Annotated in this window: 16 protein-coding genes and 2 pseudogenes; 10 read left to right on the forward strand and 8 right to left on the reverse strand. The window is 57.6% G+C overall.

Features of this window, described 5'->3' with window-relative positions:
• Positions 1–19 precede the first annotated feature (19 nt).
• Complete coding sequence (locus V1290_RS12230) at positions 20–568, reverse strand: hypothetical protein (protein ID WP_334364630.1); 549 nt, start codon at positions 566–568, stop codon at positions 20–22.
• On the opposite strand from V1290_RS12230, the gene V1290_RS12235 reads away from it, so the two are divergent.
• Entirely contained in the window at positions 567–944 is a 378-nt protein-coding gene (locus V1290_RS12235) for a hypothetical protein (protein ID WP_334364631.1), read from the forward strand. The genes V1290_RS12230 and V1290_RS12235 overlap by 2 nt on opposite strands.
• 750 nt (positions 945–1,694) lie before the next feature.
• Here V1290_RS12235 and V1290_RS12240 read toward each other — a convergent pair.
• Positions 1,695–2,225: a hypothetical protein gene (locus V1290_RS12240; protein ID WP_334364632.1), complete on the reverse strand. Its 531-nt coding sequence runs from the start codon at positions 2,223–2,225 to the stop codon at positions 1,695–1,697.
• 1,215 nt (positions 2,226–3,440) lie between these two features.
• A complete protein-coding gene (locus V1290_RS12245) occupies positions 3,441–3,629 on the reverse strand; it encodes a hypothetical protein (protein ID WP_334364633.1) in 189 nt (62 codons plus the stop codon).
• Positions 3,630–4,810: 1,181 nt separating this feature from the next.
• Here V1290_RS12245 and V1290_RS12250 point away from each other — a divergent pair.
• The gene (locus tag V1290_RS12250; RefSeq protein WP_442895056.1) at positions 4,811–5,572 is read left to right on the forward strand and encodes a Crp/Fnr family transcriptional regulator; all 762 of its coding nucleotides are present in this window, start codon (positions 4,811–4,813) and stop codon (positions 5,570–5,572) included.
• A gap of 231 nt (positions 5,573–5,803) precedes the next feature.
• Here V1290_RS12250 and V1290_RS12255 read toward each other — a convergent pair whose 3' ends face one another.
• Positions 5,804–6,451 carry a cytochrome P460 family protein gene (locus V1290_RS12255; protein ID WP_334364635.1) on the reverse strand — a complete coding sequence of 216 codons (648 nt, stop codon included), beginning with the start codon at positions 6,449–6,451 and terminating at the stop codon, positions 5,804–5,806.
• Between the two features lie 283 nt (positions 6,452–6,734).
• Between V1290_RS12255 and V1290_RS12260 the strand changes: the two genes are divergently transcribed.
• Positions 6,735–7,634: an NmrA family NAD(P)-binding protein gene (locus V1290_RS12260; protein WP_334364636.1), complete on the forward strand. Its 900-nt coding sequence runs from the start codon at positions 6,735–6,737 to the stop codon at positions 7,632–7,634.
• Between the two features lie 693 nt (positions 7,635–8,327).
• Here V1290_RS12260 and V1290_RS12265 read toward each other — a convergent pair.
• From V1290_RS12265 to V1290_RS12275, 3 genes are all read right to left on the reverse strand, one after another.
• Positions 8,328–8,570: a DUF6894 family protein gene (locus V1290_RS12265; protein ID WP_334364637.1), complete on the reverse strand. Its 243-nt coding sequence runs from the start codon at positions 8,568–8,570 to the stop codon at positions 8,328–8,330.
• A gap of 528 nt (positions 8,571–9,098) precedes the next feature.
• Positions 9,099–9,734, reverse strand: coding sequence for a Crp/Fnr family transcriptional regulator (locus V1290_RS12270; protein ID WP_334364638.1), 636 nt, complete (start codon positions 9,732–9,734; stop codon positions 9,099–9,101).
• Positions 9,735–10,350: 616 nt separating this feature from the next.
• Entirely contained in the window at positions 10,351–10,584 is a 234-nt protein-coding gene (locus V1290_RS12275; protein WP_334364639.1) for a DUF6894 family protein, read from the reverse strand.
• 160 nt (positions 10,585–10,744) lie between these two features.
• On the opposite strand from V1290_RS12275, the gene V1290_RS12280 reads away from it, so the two are divergent.
• The 7 genes and pseudogenes from V1290_RS12280 to V1290_RS12305 form a co-directional block, all read left to right on the forward strand.
• Complete coding sequence (locus tag V1290_RS12280; protein WP_334364640.1) at positions 10,745–11,305, forward strand: ATP-dependent DNA ligase; 561 nt, start codon at positions 10,745–10,747, stop codon at positions 11,303–11,305.
• Positions 11,306–11,864: 559 nt separating this feature from the next.
• Complete coding sequence (locus V1290_RS36500; protein WP_442894986.1) at positions 11,865–12,710, forward strand: DUF6345 domain-containing protein; 846 nt, start codon at positions 11,865–11,867, stop codon at positions 12,708–12,710.
• 18 nt (positions 12,711–12,728) lie between these two features.
• Positions 12,729–13,625, forward strand: coding sequence for a hypothetical protein (locus V1290_RS12285; protein ID WP_334364641.1), 897 nt, complete (start codon positions 12,729–12,731; stop codon positions 13,623–13,625).
• Between the two features lie 601 nt (positions 13,626–14,226).
• Positions 14,227–15,900: an integrase catalytic domain-containing protein gene (locus V1290_RS12290; RefSeq protein WP_334364642.1), complete on the forward strand. Its 1,674-nt coding sequence runs from the start codon at positions 14,227–14,229 to the stop codon at positions 15,898–15,900.
• 416 nt (positions 15,901–16,316) lie between these two features.
• Complete coding sequence (locus V1290_RS12295; RefSeq protein ID WP_334364643.1) at positions 16,317–16,832, forward strand: hypothetical protein; 516 nt, start codon at positions 16,317–16,319, stop codon at positions 16,830–16,832.
• Between the two features lie 58 nt (positions 16,833–16,890).
• Positions 16,891–17,490, forward strand: a pseudogene (locus V1290_RS12300) (O-antigen ligase family protein); the annotation flags it as partial.
• Positions 17,491–17,704: 214 nt separating this feature from the next.
• Positions 17,705–17,791: pseudogene (locus V1290_RS12305) on the forward strand (integrase core domain-containing protein); the annotation flags it as partial.
• 87 nt (positions 17,792–17,878) lie between these two features.
• Here V1290_RS12305 and V1290_RS36505 read toward each other — a convergent pair.
• A complete protein-coding gene (locus tag V1290_RS36505) occupies positions 17,879–18,751 on the reverse strand; it encodes a glycosyltransferase (protein WP_442895057.1) in 873 nt (290 codons plus the stop codon).
• Positions 18,752–18,768 lie beyond the last annotated feature (17 nt).

Raw genomic sequence — 18,768 nt, forward strand, 5'->3', positions numbered from 1 at the left:
AAGGATCTTCGCCAAGCCACTAAAAGGCGATCGGAAACTGCTCCCAGCCGGGAAAATAGAACCCGCCGTGAACCAGCACCTCGGGAAAGGGCGCTGCTGTCATTTCACCCTTCCAATACCGGTCCGCACTCAACGGCCATTGATCCTGGCTCGTCTCCAACCACATCGCATCACACCGATGGATAATGGCATCCTCCGAAATTCGAAGCTCGAGCAGTTCGCGATCACCCTGCTCTCGACTTGCAAACCATTCACGCTGAGCGCGCTCGGCAAGCTCCCTGCTCTCGAAGCAATAGAAGGCTTTCAACCGCGAAGGCAGCGCGGCAAACGACTTCGTGCGTACATTTTCCCAAAGCGCCTCCTTGATATCATCAAATCGCCCCATGAAGAACGGTGTGACCGCCTTCTCCATTCCCGGTGCCTCGGCAATAAAACTGACGCTGAAAACAACTCCCTTTCCCATCCGAGCATTGTGCTTCAATAGCCCGCCCGACCGAAACAGATGCCAATACGTGCCGGGCCTAAGCCGCACCTCATTCTCGTTCCAATCTCTGACGATGTCGATCATGATCAGCCTACCAGCACGTCGGGGCTCTGCAGACAAGGTTGCGCGCATCGGGAGGCGCGCGCAACCTTGGTTGTGGAAAACTACTGCTGCGTCCCCAAATGGTCCTGATCGGTCCGGCGAAGCTCTCGATCAGTTCGAGCGCGGTGCCCTCGCGCTCATCGAGCAACCATGCCTGGTGCCGAGCGATTTCGCGCAGGTAGTCTACCTTGGCAAACAGGCCGGCAGCCGTCGTAGCTGCCGTTCCGATGAGGCGGCCGAAGGCCTCGTTATCGTCATGGCATGGCTTCTCCGTGATGCAGTCGGACTGCACGCCATAGGCCCTCTCAAGGCGGGCAAATTCGTCGATCGCAGCCAGGTGGATCGCCTGATCGCCTGAGCCCTCCTATGCCGCTCGATCGCAGCATAGACCGGGTCGGCTGCTGCTCCGGCCGACACGGAAACTGCTGTGGGGATTGCTGCGGCAACAGCGCCGACTGCGATTGAAAGGGCTCGGCGGCGTGCAGAATCGACGGGTGAAGGCGAGCGCGGCCGAGACCCCTAAGCTTCCATGTCATCGATGGCCAGGCCTGCTCGGGCTTGACAGCCGATCCGATTTCAATGGGCTGCACAGCCTGCACAGCCGTTAGCAGAATGATGAAGTTAAGCTTTATGTCTGCGACGTGCTCGCAATGCGGTGCGAAGACTTTGTGACAGCTCCCTCCTCATCCTTGAAAGAACAACCAAGCGCGGGTACTGACGCGCCGCGTGGATGGCATTTTCATTTTCGATTTTGGCGAATTGGACCGTATGGAGTCCGCCGCGCATGCCTGATTAGGCTCGACGGCCTGGTGTCGAAGAACCGCGACCGGCCATACAGCGGCGGCCGGTCGCCACACTGGATCAAGGCAGGAACCGCAAGCATCACTCCATCGAACGCGTAAAGGGAGGCACTTTCCTGATGCATGCCTTTGATCGATGGTGCCAATGGGTCGAAAAGCCGCTCGATAGTCTGCTGACTATCCCAGTGGAGATTCACGAGCCGGTAATGCAGTTGGAGCCCGAGGATCGGTGCAACCGGGAAAAGCTCAACGAGGCGGTCCACCGCTGGCAAGATCACGAGTAGGCGTCCTGCCGTACTTTCCCGAAATCAGTTCGCCTGTGACTTGCCAGAAAGCTGCCTCGGAATTTCAACAACCGTCTTGTAATCTTCGAAAAACGCGCGCCTCGCAATTCGCCAAAACGAGCACGCTGGCCCAAGTTGCAACCCTCCTTCAATTTCGGCAATCGAAAGGTAACGATTCATTCCAAGAGCAATATTTATCCGCGGCTCTTTCACGTCGGCTTCACTTACCATAGTCCCAGGGCGGTTTCCTTCTCTCAGAATAAAATCAAGATTTTTGCCTGGCGGGCCCTCAGAGGTGAGTAGCTTTATGTAACGATCGGCTGTTTGATCAGATATGTCGAAACGCGCTGAGATCCTCTGTTGCTGGACTATGAGAGTCCGCAAATTCTGACCATCAAACTCTTTGAAGCTTGCGTAAGCGTCTGATCGCACCGCTCTCTCGAAGTCGATGGCATTGGAAGACTCTAGGAGCGTGAGCATCAATCGCACGCGTCGCCCGAGAAGTTCTTCGGAGAGACGGCGGAAGCTCTCGATGTCTGACTGAGCCGACGCCAAGCACTCCTGTCTAGCGGATAAAGCCGCTCCCCCGACTGTTACAAATATTACTGACAAGAACCATATTCCGAGAGGACTGTTGAAAAATCTCACCGCAGAAGGCGGGGATCTGCGGTTCCGGGCATTTTGGATTTTGGCGTACTTGGGCATTCTCGGCACGGCGAACCTCGCGCATTTGAAGAATGCAATCCACAATGCATACTGTGCTTGCGAAGCAACCTTTTACAAGCGGCTACATCACCGCTGATGATACCAGCAAAGCGGGTCGGTGATGCCAACACATCAAGGTGTTCGCCACCAAGGACGCCGCTGAAACCTGGTTCGAGGAAACGATCCAGAAGTCGTTGCCTTCGAATATCCGGTGCTAAGCCAATGACAGGCCGCGGCCGGACCATTGATGATTCTAACCGACCCGAGCTGGATAATCTCGAGCTATGTCCGTCGTTCTGCCTTTTCTCTGATCGCTGAGGTAGTAGTGTGAAGCCGCAACCGCAAAGAGGAGGACGCGATGAATTTCGCTCCCGTTCTGGCGGCACCACTGCTGTTAATTCTGACTAGCACGAGTTTCACTAGTTCATCAGCGCAGGCGCAGGTTATCAAACCTCTCCGTGAGTGTTGGACAGTTTTCCCGCTTAGTATTTTCGAAGGCAAACCCTGGTTCGAGGCTCCATCGTGCCCGGCCGGGTGGGCTCCCAAATGCGCCAGGCAAACTGGTCTGTGCGTCACCCAGTTAGGTGAACAAGCAGCCGTTTGCAGGGAATGGCAATGCGTGCGCGGGCCTGTGGACATAACAAAAGGCCCTCCCGTGATAAAGAAACCACGGGAAGAACTCCCTCGTCCCCCATTTCCGTGTGAGCCTTTCAAGTGCCCCTTCCCGTGGTAAAGCCAGCACGGGAAGAACTCCCTCGTCCCGTGTGGGCCTTTCAGCTGCCCTCTAGCACCAAAAGCCCCAGCTCCGGGGCGTCGAAGCTGAGACCCCCTGGAGGCTAGCCCTTCACCCACAAAGGGCCACCGCTGAAATCACAGCACCGGACAGCCCGCTCTACAACAAAAGTTAACGCGCTGTGGCTGTCGACTGTACTCACCTGCGCCGCAGATTAGGCGATGAGGTCCGCTGTACCCCTGATAGCGGCGCGATAGCGGACCTCACCGAAGGTCCGAGTTGGGCCAACAGACGACATTTCGAAATGAAGGCGGCCGCCAACTGAAGCCGCCTTACGGAAGTCCGAGTTCTTCGATCGCGCGCGCCGAAATTTGCGCTGGGTCTTTGAGGCCCGTCTGACCGATCTCGATTATTTTCTTGGCAATGAATTCGGCCAGAGGATCGTTGCGGTCTTTAACGGACAGAACGCTCAACGTATGTTCGTAGGCATCGGCAAGCCGCTTTACCTCGTCGGGACCCAACGGAACGTTCTGCAATAGTCGGTAAATGGGCACTTTTGACCTCCTGCCGCACTGTGCGGCCCAGCGCCGCGGGGCAATGGGGGCGCCGCGCTGGGCTTCCCGTCAGTGCTGGCGTCGATCAAATAGATGGGCACCAGCATCGCCGGAATGGTTCAACGCTAGTGCACTACACGAAGAAAATAATAGCTGACGCCACCGAGCACGATGATCGTGGGGACGGCCCAAAGGATGAATACGGGGGGCATGGTGTTCCTCCTCCTCTCAACAAACAAAGAACGGAGGGGAACGGTTGCGTTAACGCATGGTGCACCGGAAAATCTTGAGCGCGCTGTCCCACTAGCGTTACCTAGGCACCTTTCGCATCAGCATCAACCAGTCGAACGTAGGTGATGGCATGATCCTCGTCATATGCGGTGAGCGTTGGACCGGCAGGGGCGAGGTCAGGACTTGCGGATTGAGTTGCGGCTCTTTCATACGCCCCTCGGTTTTTGGCGAAACGCGTCAGAAAGGAAAGCTATTCCCAATGAGGCAGTGAACTCCTTTGTATGTATGCCGCAACCGCGGGCTGATCCTCATATTCAACATGAGTAGGAGACGGCTATCGGTGCTACGCGACGCTTGTGAAGAGAGCACCTTTTGCTGCGTCAGTGCTTCCGCGCGGCAACTTGCATCGATACTGCTATTTGCACTTCTCTCTTCCTTTACTCGCCGCGCGGCCCCCCGCGCTCACATTTATCCGTTCGTACAATGAGGACTTAACGTTGAGCCGACGCACAGTTGGAATGCCCGAGGCCGATGAATTGAAAGACATGACGAGGTTGTTAGCGAGCTTATGGGAAGCCGCGCAACGGCTTCCTGAGGGATCAGAGCGGCAGGATGCGTTCAGACAGATTGGTAGCTTCCATAGGCGGGTGGCGGCATTAATTACACACGCTCTCTAGGCTCTCAGGGCTGTCGTGTCGGGCTCTGCGGTGGCTACCGATCCAACTCGCGCCGGAAGATTGCGTTTTGGAAGTTGTTGATGCACGCCGGCATGGCGCAGCTCGACGCCCGTTTTTCCGAGTGAAGGTGTCTCGTAGTTCAATATCGGTGCGCGTAGAGGATAAACCTATGTTGAGACCGCCATTCCGCGAAGCTCCAAATGGAGCAGGCTGCGGATGCCTCACCGCTGGTTCCCCGCGGTGACGGCTCCCGGCGGAATTTCTAACGGCCTTCTTGCAGCGCTGCCGGCGACGGACCTCGATTTTCTGAGGCCCGAGCTAGCGATGGTCGCGCTCGATCAGGACGCGGTCCTTTCGCGCGCGGGTGAGCCGATAGAGTATGTCTTCTTCCCTCATGGCGGGGCCATCTCGTTGATGATCGACATGGCGGACGGACAAACGGTTGCCACAGCCGCAGTCGGGCGCGAGGGGGCCGTAGGCATGCTCTCGGTGCTCGGGCCGTCACCGTCCGCCGCTACCGCAGTCGTCAGCGCGGCGGGCACCGCCGCGCTGATCTCTGCGTCGCGGTTTCACGCCGCTTTCAACCGCAGCCCGGCGATCCGGCACGCGGTCCAGAAATACACCAGAGCGATGCTGGTACAGTTCCAGCTCGGCTCGGCCTGCAATGCGCTGCACCCGGTCGAAGCCCGCATGGCTCGCTGGCTACTCCAGCTTCGCGACCGCATCGACCACGACATACTCCCGATCACCCAGCAGGCGCTTTCGCAAATACTCGGTGTACGACGAACGACGGTGACGCTCTTAATGCGCAATCTGCGCGCGCGTGGGGCGATCAGGTCTGATCAACGAGGCCGAGTCGAGATCGACCGATTGCGGCTCGCGGCGGCAGCGTGCGAATGCCACGATACCATGCGTCTCGAAGTCGAGGAGATCTTCTCGATCAATATGCCCGATCTCGCGCGGTGGCGCGTCTCAGGAGTTGAATCGGGCGATGCTATATGAGGGCGTTTCGGCCCGACCGACCACTATCCCGCTTGCTGAGGTAAGAGAGCGCGTTAGCGGTCAGCCAATGTCAGTTGCGGGTCAAAAAGCGTCGCTTTGACGGTCTGGCGATCTCTTCCGATCTGGCGCTACAAGCGGACCATTTCCGCGCTTAATGGCATGTCTTAAACGGGCCAGGTGCGGACATCCACCATTATTCGGCGCAGTCGTTACGACCGTCCGTCACGATACTCACCTCTTTCCGTAATCCGTGAAAACGTAGTCGCGGTTCTGCACCACCGAGTGGCACGAGAACCCGCACTTCGCGTCGTTTTCCTGCGGCGGATTGTCCGCTGCAGCGGGCTTAAACGTATCGGACGCCGCGTCATAGTTGAACTCGGCCCATCCCCATCCGCCGCTGTCCGCGAACCTCTTGCTGTCCTTCACCATGAAACCAGCGTCAAGCTGGGTACCTGGCACCGTTGGCTGACCGGGATACGTCTCTTGTATTTTCGGGTTCCAATGAATTTTCGCCATCTTGGCGCCGTCTGGGAAAGGCTTGCCATTACCGGGCACGCCTTCCTTATAGGCGTCGATCATTACCGGATTTCCCACGATCACAGCGATCTTGCCTCCGCTCTCGCTCATCGCGATCACTGGCCAGTCCTCGTATCCCCTAAACTCAGAGAACCCGAGGCCATTCGGTACTTGCACAGTGTATTTGTCCTGCGCGGAAATTGCGACACCAGCCGCCAAAACGGCGATCGATACCGAAACACTGAGACTGATCAGCGTGTTTTTTTCATTGTCGCATCTCCTAACCCCGTTGTTGGAAATTGCGTCGTCGCATTGTTTTCTCCGAGGCTTAGGGCTGCGCCGCCCGTAGCTCACGAAGAACATGATTACAGCATGGATTTGCGCGTTACGAAATGGGGTCCGGTGCCATGGTGCACATCAGCATTTCTGAACTGTCCACGATGGGGTCAAAAGCGGAAGGGTCAATGACATAGTCTTGATGCTGGGCCGTGCCGCATCACATGTCTTTTTGTTACTCGGCTCGCCCGGTTCTCGACCAGGAGAGCCCTATCGAGTCGTCCTGTAACCCGGCGATCGTCCCGCAATCTGAACTCATCCAGAGGCAATTAAAATGACTACGCAATCGTCGCATGCTAGTCCGATCCTGGTGACCGGCGCGGGTGGCGCTGTCGGTTCCATCGGCCGCAATCTCACCGAAATGCTGCTCGCCAAACAGCGCAAGGTGCGCGCCCTCGTGCGCCGCGAGGATGAACGCGCTGAGGCCCTGCGCCAGCTCGGCGCCGAGGTCATGCAAGGCGACCTGACTGACCTCACCGCGATGCACCGCGCGATCGAAGGTTGCGCGAGTGTCTATTTCGGCATGTCGGTTTCGGCCGATTACCTGACGGCCACGGTCAACACCGCCGCCGTGGCGCGCCATCACGGCGTCGAAGCGTTCGTGAACATGTCTCAGATGACCGTTACGCAGATGAGCATCACCGAGAGCACCGACAGCCCGCAGCACAAGCTGCACTGGCTGGCTGAACAGGCTTTGTCCTGGTCGGGCCTCCCGGTCGTCACCATGCGGCCCACGGTCTTCCTCGAAGGGTTCTTCCGCCTTTTCGCTGCCCCGAGCGTGCGGGACGCCGACGAACTGGCGTTGCCAATGGGCGACGGCAAAACCTCACCGATTTCGGCTGTGGACGTGGCGCGCGCCGTATCGGTCGTCCTCGAGGATCCCACGCCGCACATCGGCCAGATCTACAATCTGACCGGCTTTGAATCGGCAGATCTGGAGCACTACGCGCGCGTGTTCTCCGAGGCGCTGGGTCGGACCATCCACTATCGCGACGTGCCACTCTCCGACTGGAGCGAAAAGCTTCTGGGCGCTGGCGTGCCCGCGCACATCGTCAAGCACCTTTCCGTGATGACGGAGCTGAACAAGCAGGGCCGCTACGACCGTATGACCGACGACCTGTTCAAGCTCACCGGCCAGAAGCCGATCAGCATGTACGACTTCATCAAGTTGCATGCCGCTGAATTCACGCGGGATGGAACCGCGGCTTGAGCGGGCCATTCGACGGGGCCTTTTACTTTTACGAGGCGTTTATCTCAGGCCGTGGCACTGCCGCGAACGAGCGTCAGCATTTCGGGATGTCCGATTTGGGTCGATTGTGTTGAAAAACTCGAAAATCGCGGGGCTCCGAAAATCTCGCAAATGTAGCGCATTGGCGATTTCAGCCGCTGCAAGGCTCTGTAGAATCGATACGAGCTCCAGCGATCGTTTTTGCGGCAATTGATGTGGTCCCTCACCTCGCAGCGAGAGAGACGCACCAGCGGTCCTGAGAATTTTCAGTCATCAGCGAAAAAGGACTTTTTCAACACAATCGGTCAAAAGCAGCGGTAAAGGTCGAGCCGCGTCGCGTCCGGTCTCGCTCTGATTGTGTTGCAAAAGTCGAAAGTTGCAGGACTCAAGATTTTTCGCGAAAACACTAAGCAGCGAGCGATCGCTGATTCGTATGACCTCAATCGCGTTACCGAAGTCGCCTGTGAATTTTGCATGAGGCCGTGAGGTCCCTCACATCTTGTACACGAAAGTCGCGTCCACGGCCCGCAGAATTTTGGTCATCGGCGAAAATCGACTTTTGCAACACAATCGCTCTAACAGCGGACGTTGCGGGGTCTCCACTCGATGTGCGGCTATGGGCCAATAGGCGACATCGGATCGTTCGCGAAATGAAAGTGACGCCGCCAGGCGGCCTTACTTCAACGCCTCCGGCAAAATATCCTTTGCCCGGATAGTCATAAGTTCTTTCCCTCTTTCATCCGCGATAATCACGCTCTCCAACGGCAGGCCCGTTGCGTGCTTGATCCCGTCGGCCAAGAGTTCTCGGACAGTAGTAGTCGCCGCCGCTTGGGCCGCTTCCAAGCCGGGCAACTCTTGGCCCTCAACATCCCGGACAATCTCCCCGCCACCTCGTGAATGAATGAAAAATCTGGGCATCCGTCAGACTCCTTTGGAAACCGCGACCGCCGGCCTTGATGAACGTTCCTACTTCGGCGGTTGCAGTCTGGGCGAGGTAGCCACTCGCTGATGTACGAGCCGGTTTCGGCCCGGTTGTTAGAGTTCTCCTTGGCTGAGCAATCGACTTTCGGCCGACTTGGCGCTACGAGATTTCGTTCGACCAATCGCCGCAGGAACGGCTTTCATCGTGTAGCACCTGCCGCACTCGAAGACGCGGTTCTCGAATCCTCTCATGCCAGGGTCTACACGCTGCAAATCCATGCATTCGCGACACGTCGGGCAGCGAGGACGTTCGGTCGGCAACAGTTGAGGTAATCCACTTCCGCGCATGGACACTCTCCCGGTGAGCTATCCCTGCCTCCCAGCGAGCTATCCCCGCGTTAAAAATATACCAAAAACGATGTTGGCGTCTGTAAGGTATCCGACAGGACCAATTCAGGACATAGGACAGTGGCAACGAGCCCGTCGTGGCTCGTGCATGGCCATTTACGGCGGATAGTTCCAAGATCAAAGGGAGTTTGGCTTGAGGGGACCGAGAAGTTCATCGTAGCGCTGCTCTATCCGATCGTAACAATCGCAGGCGACTGCATGGAGGCTTTCGATGTCCAGAATGGAGATGCGCCCCCTGCCGATTTGAATAAGGCCGGCTTGTTGGAGGGTGCGCTCGACCAGATTGATGGTGGTTCGCTGGACGCCAAGCATCTGTCCGAAAAATTCCTGCGTCAGCCGGATGTCATTGCTTCCCAACCGTTTACTGCACTGGAGAAGCCACCTTGCTGCGCGACTCTCAACGTGATGAAGTGCCTGGCAGGCAGTCGATTGCTGCGCTTGTGCGAGCAGGGACAAATCGAACAGCGCAATAATCTTTCGGAAACTTTCGCTGTCTTTCCCGATGCGGTGGATTTCCGACGCCGGGACGCGCACAGTTTCGCCTCTGACTTGAACGACGCACTCGGCAAATGAAGTCATAATGCCGTGGATCGAAGACGAACCGATCATTCCCTCTCGGCCAACGATGGAAGTCTCGGCGCTCCCGCCCTGTTCGGTGCGTGCGAGGACCGAGATGATAGTGGATTGCGGGAAGTAGGCGAATTCGATGTCCGATGAGGAGCCATGAAGCAACTCACCATGCTCGACAGTCATTGTCCTCATGTGAGGTTTCAATAGGGTTAGCGTCGAAGAATCGAGCAAACTTAAAAGATGATTTTCAGCGGCCACATTAGCTCCAGCACAAAAATTCAGGCGGGAGCTTCAACGCTCTCTGTCACCGATACCTGAGGACAATTTCGGCAATAGACCCACCATGGGCGCACAAGCGGCCAATAGCGAATTAATTGTGCGACAATAGTCGGGTATCCGACAGTTCGCCCGATATATTCCCTGCATTGGGCATTCGATGGCCGCTTAGGGTCACGAGCGGTAATACTCTGACTGATCGCAAGATTTCCGCTTGGCCGTCAGAAGCTGACATTTATGCATTTATGAATACACGTCGGCAGCAAGCGCTTTTTCGTCGCCTGGAACGCGAACGCAATGACTGCGCCGACATTGCTTTTCCTTGGCTAGAGCGGGAAATTCGATGCGGTACTGTCCTCGGTGCGACAACACTCGCTGGGTTTGTGAAAATCACCTCGAGCGGCCGTTCTTGGGAGAAAGGGCGTGTGGTTGCGGCGGCGCCGGCGCACCTTGCCCCGACTGCAATAGAAATTCGGCCGATCCCGACGACGTCCCCGCAATGCCGGCGGGCTTCAAGCCCGATCTAAGCTAGCCGCTCAATCTCGAACCACTTCACCGTCTGGACTGGCCCCCGCTCGTCCCGGACTTCGATGCTCATCCGGTGGTCCGCGCCATGTTTGGCCATCGTACCCAAGGCCAGCTCAGCCAGAGACACGGTGGCTTCGCCCTGCGCGGCCGCAAAGGAGGAAAAATCGCGACCTTCATCGTCGGTTTGCAAATTGTCGTCCTCGCGGACGTCGAAATAGTACCGGCGCATCGATTTCCCCTCGGTCACACAGCGCCTTCAGAGCTTTGAGGGATCGATTTTCTGTCCGGGAAAAGACAGGGGTAGACTAACGTTCTGCCGCATCGAAGCCTGGCGGAAGCGCGAATGAAAGAGGCCGACAACTGAGGCGGCCTACACGGCGAACAACAGGATGCTGATCGCGCTGAACGCTAAGGCCAGCGTGGCGGCAATGGACAGAGTATGGGTCCAGTCGATCCGCGTCATCGTGAAAGGGGCGCCGGGTTTTTCGGCCGTCAAGTTGATCTGGATCAAGCATGCGCGCATGCGCGTTCGGCTATTCAACCGCAAAGGGTACGATTGGAGCCACCGCTTCCCGTTCATTGTAGAGGCTGCCCTGCGAAATCGCCTGAACTCGTTTGTGATTGATGGTGAAGCCGTGCTGCTCGGCGTAAATGGCATATCGGATTTCGATGGCCTTCACTCGCGCCGGCACGACGAGGAAGTGCAATTCTACGCCTTCGACATGCTCGTGAGCGACGGTGACGATATCCGGCAGCTGCCACTCAGCATGCGCAAGGCGAGCCTGGCCCGGCTTCTCGCTCGCCGAGTGGATGGCATTTTCCTCTGCGCCTTCGAACAGGGCGAGATCGGTCCTGACTTGTTCAGGCATGCATGCCTGATGGGACTCGCGTGGCTTGTGTCCAAGCGCGCTGACAGCCGTTACCGTGGGGCCGCTCGCCAGATTGGATAAAGGTCAAGAACCGCCAGCATCCGGCGCTGCAACGGGTAATGAACGCAATGTCATGACGGGCTCAGGCAGCTGTTCTGCCTTTTCTCTGATCGCTGCGGTGGTAGTGTGACATTGCCACCGCAAAGAGGAGGACGCGATGAATTTCGGTCCCGTTCTGGCGGCACCACTGCCGTTAATTCTGACTGGCACGAGTTTCGCTAGTTCACCAGCGCAGGCGCAGGTTCCCACCATTGGATATAAAACACCCAATCGTTGTTTTATATTTTTGCTTTCCTGAACCCCGTTCGTTTAGAGCGGCAACGAATGACGCCGACGAGCTGCTCACCCCCGCCGTCAACTAGTTAGTTGCTCGCGGCGCCTATCGGGCGGCAGCACGTATCCCAGGACTAGATCGAGCGGGTGATTGAACAGCGCAAATGAGGCGCCCGGCCACCGAACAGGACCCTCGACTAACGCCGCGGCGATAGCTGAGGTTTTGCGTCACACGCGAATTCGCGTATAGGTGAAGCAGGCAATGCCTAGAGGTCGACCGTATGGCGGCCGCGGTGGAGGCCTGGCCATGAGTCAATCTTCTCTAAGATCTATCCTTTTTCTGGTCATCGTTTTTTGGCCCGTTTCATTGCACGCTCAGCTTCGGTACTCTACTGGCGGGGTCAGCAATTACCCCGCCAGTTGCGGAGGGGCTGACCTCCCCCTCTCAGTCCCGGAAGCGAGGAACTTTCAAGGTTGGTATAACTTGGCCGGTTTCTCCGTTGTCTCAAGATGGGAGAATGGCGACGTTTGGGGTTCTGACTTTCGAGACGGCACCAGCGGCACCAACGATACCGAGCCACAGGGCGGGAGTGACCTTCCGGAGGTTTACTTCTTCAGTGGTCACGGTATCTGCCAGAATCCCCCTACGTCGGGTACTGGAGACTTCATTGCTACTTGCGGAACTTTTGGAAAGCCTGATGTCACCCGCATAGGAACCAGCTCTAGATGGGGTAACACCGGCGGCAGGCTCCAATTCATGTTCATCGATGCCAGCTGTCCGATGGACCTACCCTCTCTCGTCGGCGAATGGTTCGCATCCTTTCGGGGCTTGCACATGGCGACGGGGCACTCTGGAGACGTCAACCACGATACCTTCGATAGTTCCAACCGGGGAAGTCAGTTCGCTGCCTATACCACAGGTGTCAACCTACCAGATCCCCTTGGGACATTCTTCTTCTACCCCCAACTCAGCGTCGGAGACGCGTGGATGACGACTGGACTAATCGATGTCCAGCCTCAGGTATGCGCTGTCGCTCTTGCGTCTGGCAACGACCGCGATGATGCGATCAACAGGCGGGAAAACGAATTCATAACCAGTGGCTTTGGAAACCCTACGCCAAACTGGTTCGCGTGGAGATGGGTTTGCAACTAATCGCGTTTGGGGTGTGCCATGAAACTGTCGAAAGCAAGCTTCTGGCTGGTCGCCGCCGCCTTGATGATTTCAACTTACAGATTGGCAATGTCACAGGATCCAGGAATGGACCAGTATTCGAATGTAGCGGAAGTCGATCGCATCAAGTCCATTGCCAAGAACATTCTTCATTTACAGCCAGAGCCGGATGCGACGATTGGGTCAAACGCCAATGTAGTCGGCCTCCGCTCAAAGAACATTCTTTTCAGCCGGCGCTTGGATAGTCGCACCTACTTTGTGCAGGACATTCGCTTCGGGATAGGCAAACCAGCAGGTGTATTTGAAGGACCAGACGATGAACTGACCAACGTAGTAGGTGCTGTGTTTCAGGGCCTTGATATTCCGTTATCTGAAGTCGCCGAAAAACACGTTTTAAAAGAATCGACTCAAGTAGGGCAGGTTGATCGTTCGACGGGCCGTGTCGTGTTGGAGAAGGAGACGGCTGGAAGAAGAATGGTTACCGCATCCCGCCAAATCGAAGGGATCCCAATCTTTGACTCACGATTGCTAATCGGTTTAACGAAGAACCAGCAAATCGGCTTCATGGAACTCCATTGGCCAGAGATCCCGAAGGATACGCTGTTTGAAGCCCGTAGGCTGGCTTATAAAGTGAAAGAGGGGTGGCGCCCTCCCCAAGTTGAAGGAGCAAGAGTTGAGTCTGTAGAGGCTGGCATAGTGCATTCGCCTGCCATCGCCCTTGTTATGGATATCTATCCAGCCATCCGAGTGATCTATGCTCCGCTCGAGAGCAAATTTGGGAAAAAACCCGCGGTCTATTACGATAGGAACGGTGCTCGAGTTCCGGTTCCGCGTCAATTTTCTGAGGCTGCACCGGAACCTCCCCAAAAGAGATCGCAGCTGCCGGATCGAAAATGAGCGGGCGCGTGCATTGGGGACATCAACCCGCTCGGACGAGGCCCAAGCCTGGCTCAAACCGAAAACGCCGCGGAAGGCGTCGCCTTCAGGCACGAAACGAGCGAGTTGCGTCCTCTAGCGCAGACCAATACGGCGACCACTTGGCAAGACAAAAGTCCCTCCGGCAACCGTCGGTCATCGGCTGTCATTCGGTAGGCGTCTGCAATTCGAGAAAAGACCGCTCGCTTATGTGCGCGGCGGTGTCCTACCTCCTAGACGCGACCCGCGCATGTGTGTGCCTCCTGGTCGCCACGGGGCGTGCCCGTTTACTAAACCCCCGATTCCTCCCAAGCCCCCCACGGCTGGGGGCGGATCCGTGGTTGAAGCGGGCCGCCGGCCCCGATCGTTGGCGCGGGGCCGCGGCCTCCTGGAATCCTTCGGGTAAGCGAAGCGCTCGCTACCCACGCCCACCGTTGCCGCAAAGCGATCTACGGCCCTTGCGCTTTCAGCAGGGCGATCGTGCTGGCGTTGTCGCCAAAGCGCATTGCCTCATCTTGAATGTTACTGGACAACTTCTCGCCGATGACTGGGGCGGCGCCACCGAATCGGGTCGGTGTCGTCGATGGCGGGAAGGATCAGCATGGGCGCGCGGCGCGAGGTGGTGTCGGCGGTGACGGAGCGTTACCGGTCGGCCAATCGAATGGAGAAGGGACGGATCCTCGACGCGCTATGCGCGACGACGGGCTGGCATCGCAAGCATGCGGTGCGCGCACTCCGGCAACACGAGCGGGTTGCGCCAGGCGCGGTCGAGGCACCGCGAGAACGCAGACGCAGATATGGCGCGACGATCAAGGACGCGCTGACGGCGCTGTGGGAGGCGTCGGGTCGGGTGTGTGGCAAGCGGCTCAAGGTGATGATCCCGACCTTGCTCGCGGCACTCGAGCAACATGGCCGATTGCGGCTTGGCCAGGCGGATCGTGATCGCGTTCTGGCCATCAGCGCCGCAACCATCGACCGCCTGCTGATAGACGTAAAGGTCGCGGCGAGCGGAGGTAGGCGGCGACGTGCAGGGTTCTATTGGGCCATCCGGCGCGAGGTCCCGATCCGGACGTTCAATGACTGGAACAGCCCGCCGCCGGGCTTCTGCGAGGTCGACATGGTAGCCCATGGCGGCACGTCAGTTGCTGGCTCGTTCATCCAGACCCTGACGATGGTCGATATCGCCACGGGCTGGACGGAGTGCCTGCCGCTGGTGACGCGGGATGGCTCGCTGGTAGTCGAGGCGATGAAACACGCGCAGAGCCTGTTTCCCTGGCTTTTGCGCGGCGTCGACTTCGACAACGACAGCGCCTTCATGAACGATGTCGTCGTGCCATGGTGTCGCGAACAGAAGCTCGAAGTGACACGCTCGCGTGCGTACAAGAAGAACGATCAAGCGTTTGTCGAGCAGAAGAATGGTGCCGTTGTCCGTCGCCTGATGGGCTACGGCCGCTTCGACGGCCTCGAGACGGCGCGCGCGATGAGCCGCCTCTATGCGGCGGCACGGCTCTACGTCAACTTCTTCCAGCCGTCGTTCAAGCTGAAGGAGAAGCGTCGCGAAGGGGCGAAAGTGATCAAGCGCTACCATGCTCCGTTGACGCCCTACCAGCGCGCGCTGGCGCATCCCAGGGTGACCGCGGCCGTGAAGACGCGGCTGCGCGATCAGTATCGCTCGCTCGATCCTGTCGCGCTCTTGGCCGAGATTCGCGCAACCCAGGAGGAACTCGGCAATCGTGTCGACCGTCGTGCCGGACAGTCGCGCAGCCTACAACGCACCGCACCGACGACCGCAGCGACTTTTGCGAAGACGCTCGGCACGACGATGAAAGTCGGCGAGCCGCGTGCCACGCACCGGCGATCCCGTCGACCTTATAAGACCAGGGTTCGCATGCCGTCCAAGCTCGACCCACATATTGCTATGATCGAGAACTGGTTAGCCGCACAGCCGCAGCTGACGGCACTCGCCATCGTCGGCCGGCTGAGCGAGAAATACCCTGAGGAGTTCGGGACGAGACAGCATTCGATCGTGCAGCGTCTACTGAGGGCGCTTAGACGAAAGGCTGCCGAACAGCTGGTCGCCGAGGCGCCGCTCGGCGGCGCCCCGACCGCTGCCCCATTGCCCGGGGTTGTAGACGGCTCGGGCTATGTAGGGCCCGACCCGCCCACAGCCCCTCTCGTCGAGCAAGCCGGGAAAACCACCTGGCGCGGTCGATCAACCGTCATCGCGTCGTCAGTCGCAATGGCACCATCAGGGTAACGTTCGCAGGTGAGGCAATACGGGGGTCAAATTTGGGAGCCGATTGACAGGCAGGCGTCGTCTCCGTTCGGTCGACCGCTTCGACCCGATCGCCATGATTGGCTCGGTTCAGGATGCGTGGCCCAGCGCATGGCCCACATCGCCCCATTGACACCGACCATGGCCCCGACGAAAACTGGCGACCCGACGGCGAGGTCCGAAAATCCTCTTGCGAGCACTTTTGATCGCATGTCCGCACCGCTGCAGGAGCCGGCAAACGCCAGCACAAGATGGAGGGCCGTGGAGGCAGTCGTGCAATTCGCGATCGACATGGAAGCCGCTCGACGGAGCGCCTCCGGACACTCCCAAATGGGACAACATTCCGCGTAGCTCCCAGGACGCTGCTCCAGCGATTACAAAAAGGCAAGACCATCTTGATGGACTCATTTCGCCAACCTGCTCCTAACACAGATCAACAGGTACTTAGAAAGTTTGGGCACCAAGGTGTCTCACAAGCTCTCCTGAAAAAGCTAGGTGCAATTTGGCTGACCGAATGGCTACGGCTTCTCCTTCTGGTTTGGAACGGCTCGGAGGCGCCCCGCGCACAACTTGTGCGGATTGGGTTAATCGATTTCTTCATCGTAGCCTTAGCTGTTGCGCTTCCCTGGTCGACGACGGTCACAACGGCCCTTGTGGTGGCCATCCTTCTGATGATGTTGATAACGCACGGACCTCGTGCGATGGCCGCGGAACTGAAACGTCCCGCCTGCAGCCTTCCGATCGCACTCGTTGGGCTGGCTGTGGTCGGGACTGCCTGGGCTAGTGGGGTTCCCTGGTCCGACCGACTGCACGCGCTTGAAAAAGTACTGAAACTGCTTTGGCTGTTGCCGTTTTTTTTGCATTTCCAGAAGACGTCTCGCGCAACACTGGTCTTCGTCGCTTTTTGCTTCTAATCTGGTGCTTCTTGCGTTTTCATATTTTGTGTTCCTTTGGCCAGATGTCCGCGCATCAATGGGAGCGAAGTGGCCTGGCGTTCCGCTGAAGAACTATATCGACCAGAGTCAGGCCTTTGCCCTCATAGCCGTAGTCTTCCTCGGACTGGCAGCTGAATCCCTCCGCAGCCGGCAACGAGACAAAGCAATCGCGTTGGTTGCCGTCTCGGCCGCTTTCTTTGCCAACCTTGCCTTCGTCAACATCGCGAGAACAGCATTGCTTTACATACCGGCCATGCTTGGCGTTCTCCTAGTGCGCTATACACGAGGATGGCTGTCATTGTTTCCCATTGCCGGAATCTGCATACTCACAGCTGGGCTCTGGGCGATATCCCCCAACCTTCAGTCAAAGGTATCGCGCCTTTTGAAGGAAACGGACGCCTTTCAAGCCAACGCCATTACCGTCGATGGGTACCCGGCCGGAGGTGCAGAGCGGCTTGAGTTCTGGCGCAAGTCGATTGCCTTTGTCCGCTCCGCGCCAATCCTCGGCCACGGCACAGGTTCGACTAGAGGATTGTTCTCCGCTGAAGCTGCCGGAAAGACTGGTATCATGGCGAAAGTGGTCGACAATCCGCATAACCAGACACTTGCCGTAACGATCCAGTGGGGCATGGTGGGATGCCTTCTGCTCTACGCAATCTGGGGAGCACATTTGTGGCTCTTCCGAGATGGAGTCGGGGTATTGAACGGAAGTCCGTTTGCTTGGATCGGCCTCGTCGCGGTCGTGCAAAATCTTGTGAGCTCGCTGGCTAACTCGCACCTATTTGATTTTTATCAAGGGTGGCTCTACCTTATGGCGGTCGGCATTGCAGGTGGGCAACTGCAGCGCGAGAAAGCCGATGCAGAACGGTCTTATCGAGAGCTTCAAAGGCCCGATACGCGATGAACTGCTCAACCAATCCCTGTTCTTCGTTCTCGATGACCTGTCAAGATCGCAGCCTAGGCCGCTAACCAGCAGCCACTCCGCGCGTTGCAATACCTCACGAGGGCGGGCTGCGTCGCAAGCCTTACCCTAACGGACGATCAGTATTCCGGGACGCCGATGTCTGGGCGCTACTGCACAGTGTGCAAGGTAAAGCAAGATCAGGCAGGCTTGCGTACTCTTTTCTGAGGACTGTTTCGTAGTGGGCACTGACATCAGCGTCCGCGGCCTGAGATTTCATGGCCTGTTTGGCCTCGAAGCTAAACAGAGACTTGTATTGCCGCGTTACAATCGAACTTGTCGCCGTTTGCAAGACTCTTTGACGGCTAGCCTTCCCGAAACTCGTGATCAGATCAGGTTCTTGGAGAAAGCGCTTGATGGCTAATTTGAGGTGTTCGACTGAGTTCGGCTGGATTACGAAACCTTCGATACCGTCTCGGATGAAGTCTTCGCATCCGGGTACACGCGCAACAATTGATGGCCGACCACAAGCCGCCGCCTCCAGCAAAGCACGCGGCAGGCCTTCGCCCCCCCGACTTGGAAAGACTCCAACATGATGCTCGTGCCAAACTCGAGCCACGTCTTTTACGTGCCCCCGATAATGTACACCCGCATTTGAAGTCCACTTAGTTATCGTGGCTTCGCCAATTGACCGCGGATTTGCTAGATCGGGGCCGCCATAGACGTCTAGCGAAACGTTATAACCTGCTTCCACCAGAGCCGACACTGCTTCGACGGCAAGGTCCACTCCCTTTGACCACACGAGACGGCTGACCGTTGCAAGTCGTAGAGCCGAGGGCGGTGGCTGAGGTTTTGGTTGAAATTCGGTGGGATCAACCCCAGCTCCCATGAGTATGACGTGTCGAGCTCTCCTCGTAGCAGGAATACCGATTCGGGTAGCATCAGAGTGGTTTTCGAAAATGAACCAAGCTCTTGAGGATCGGTTAAGACATCTCATCAAGAAATAAAAGATAG

Source organism: Bradyrhizobium sp. AZCC 1578, from assembly GCF_036924675.1.
In the GTDB taxonomy this organism is placed as follows: Bacteria; Pseudomonadota; Alphaproteobacteria; order Rhizobiales; family Xanthobacteraceae; genus Bradyrhizobium.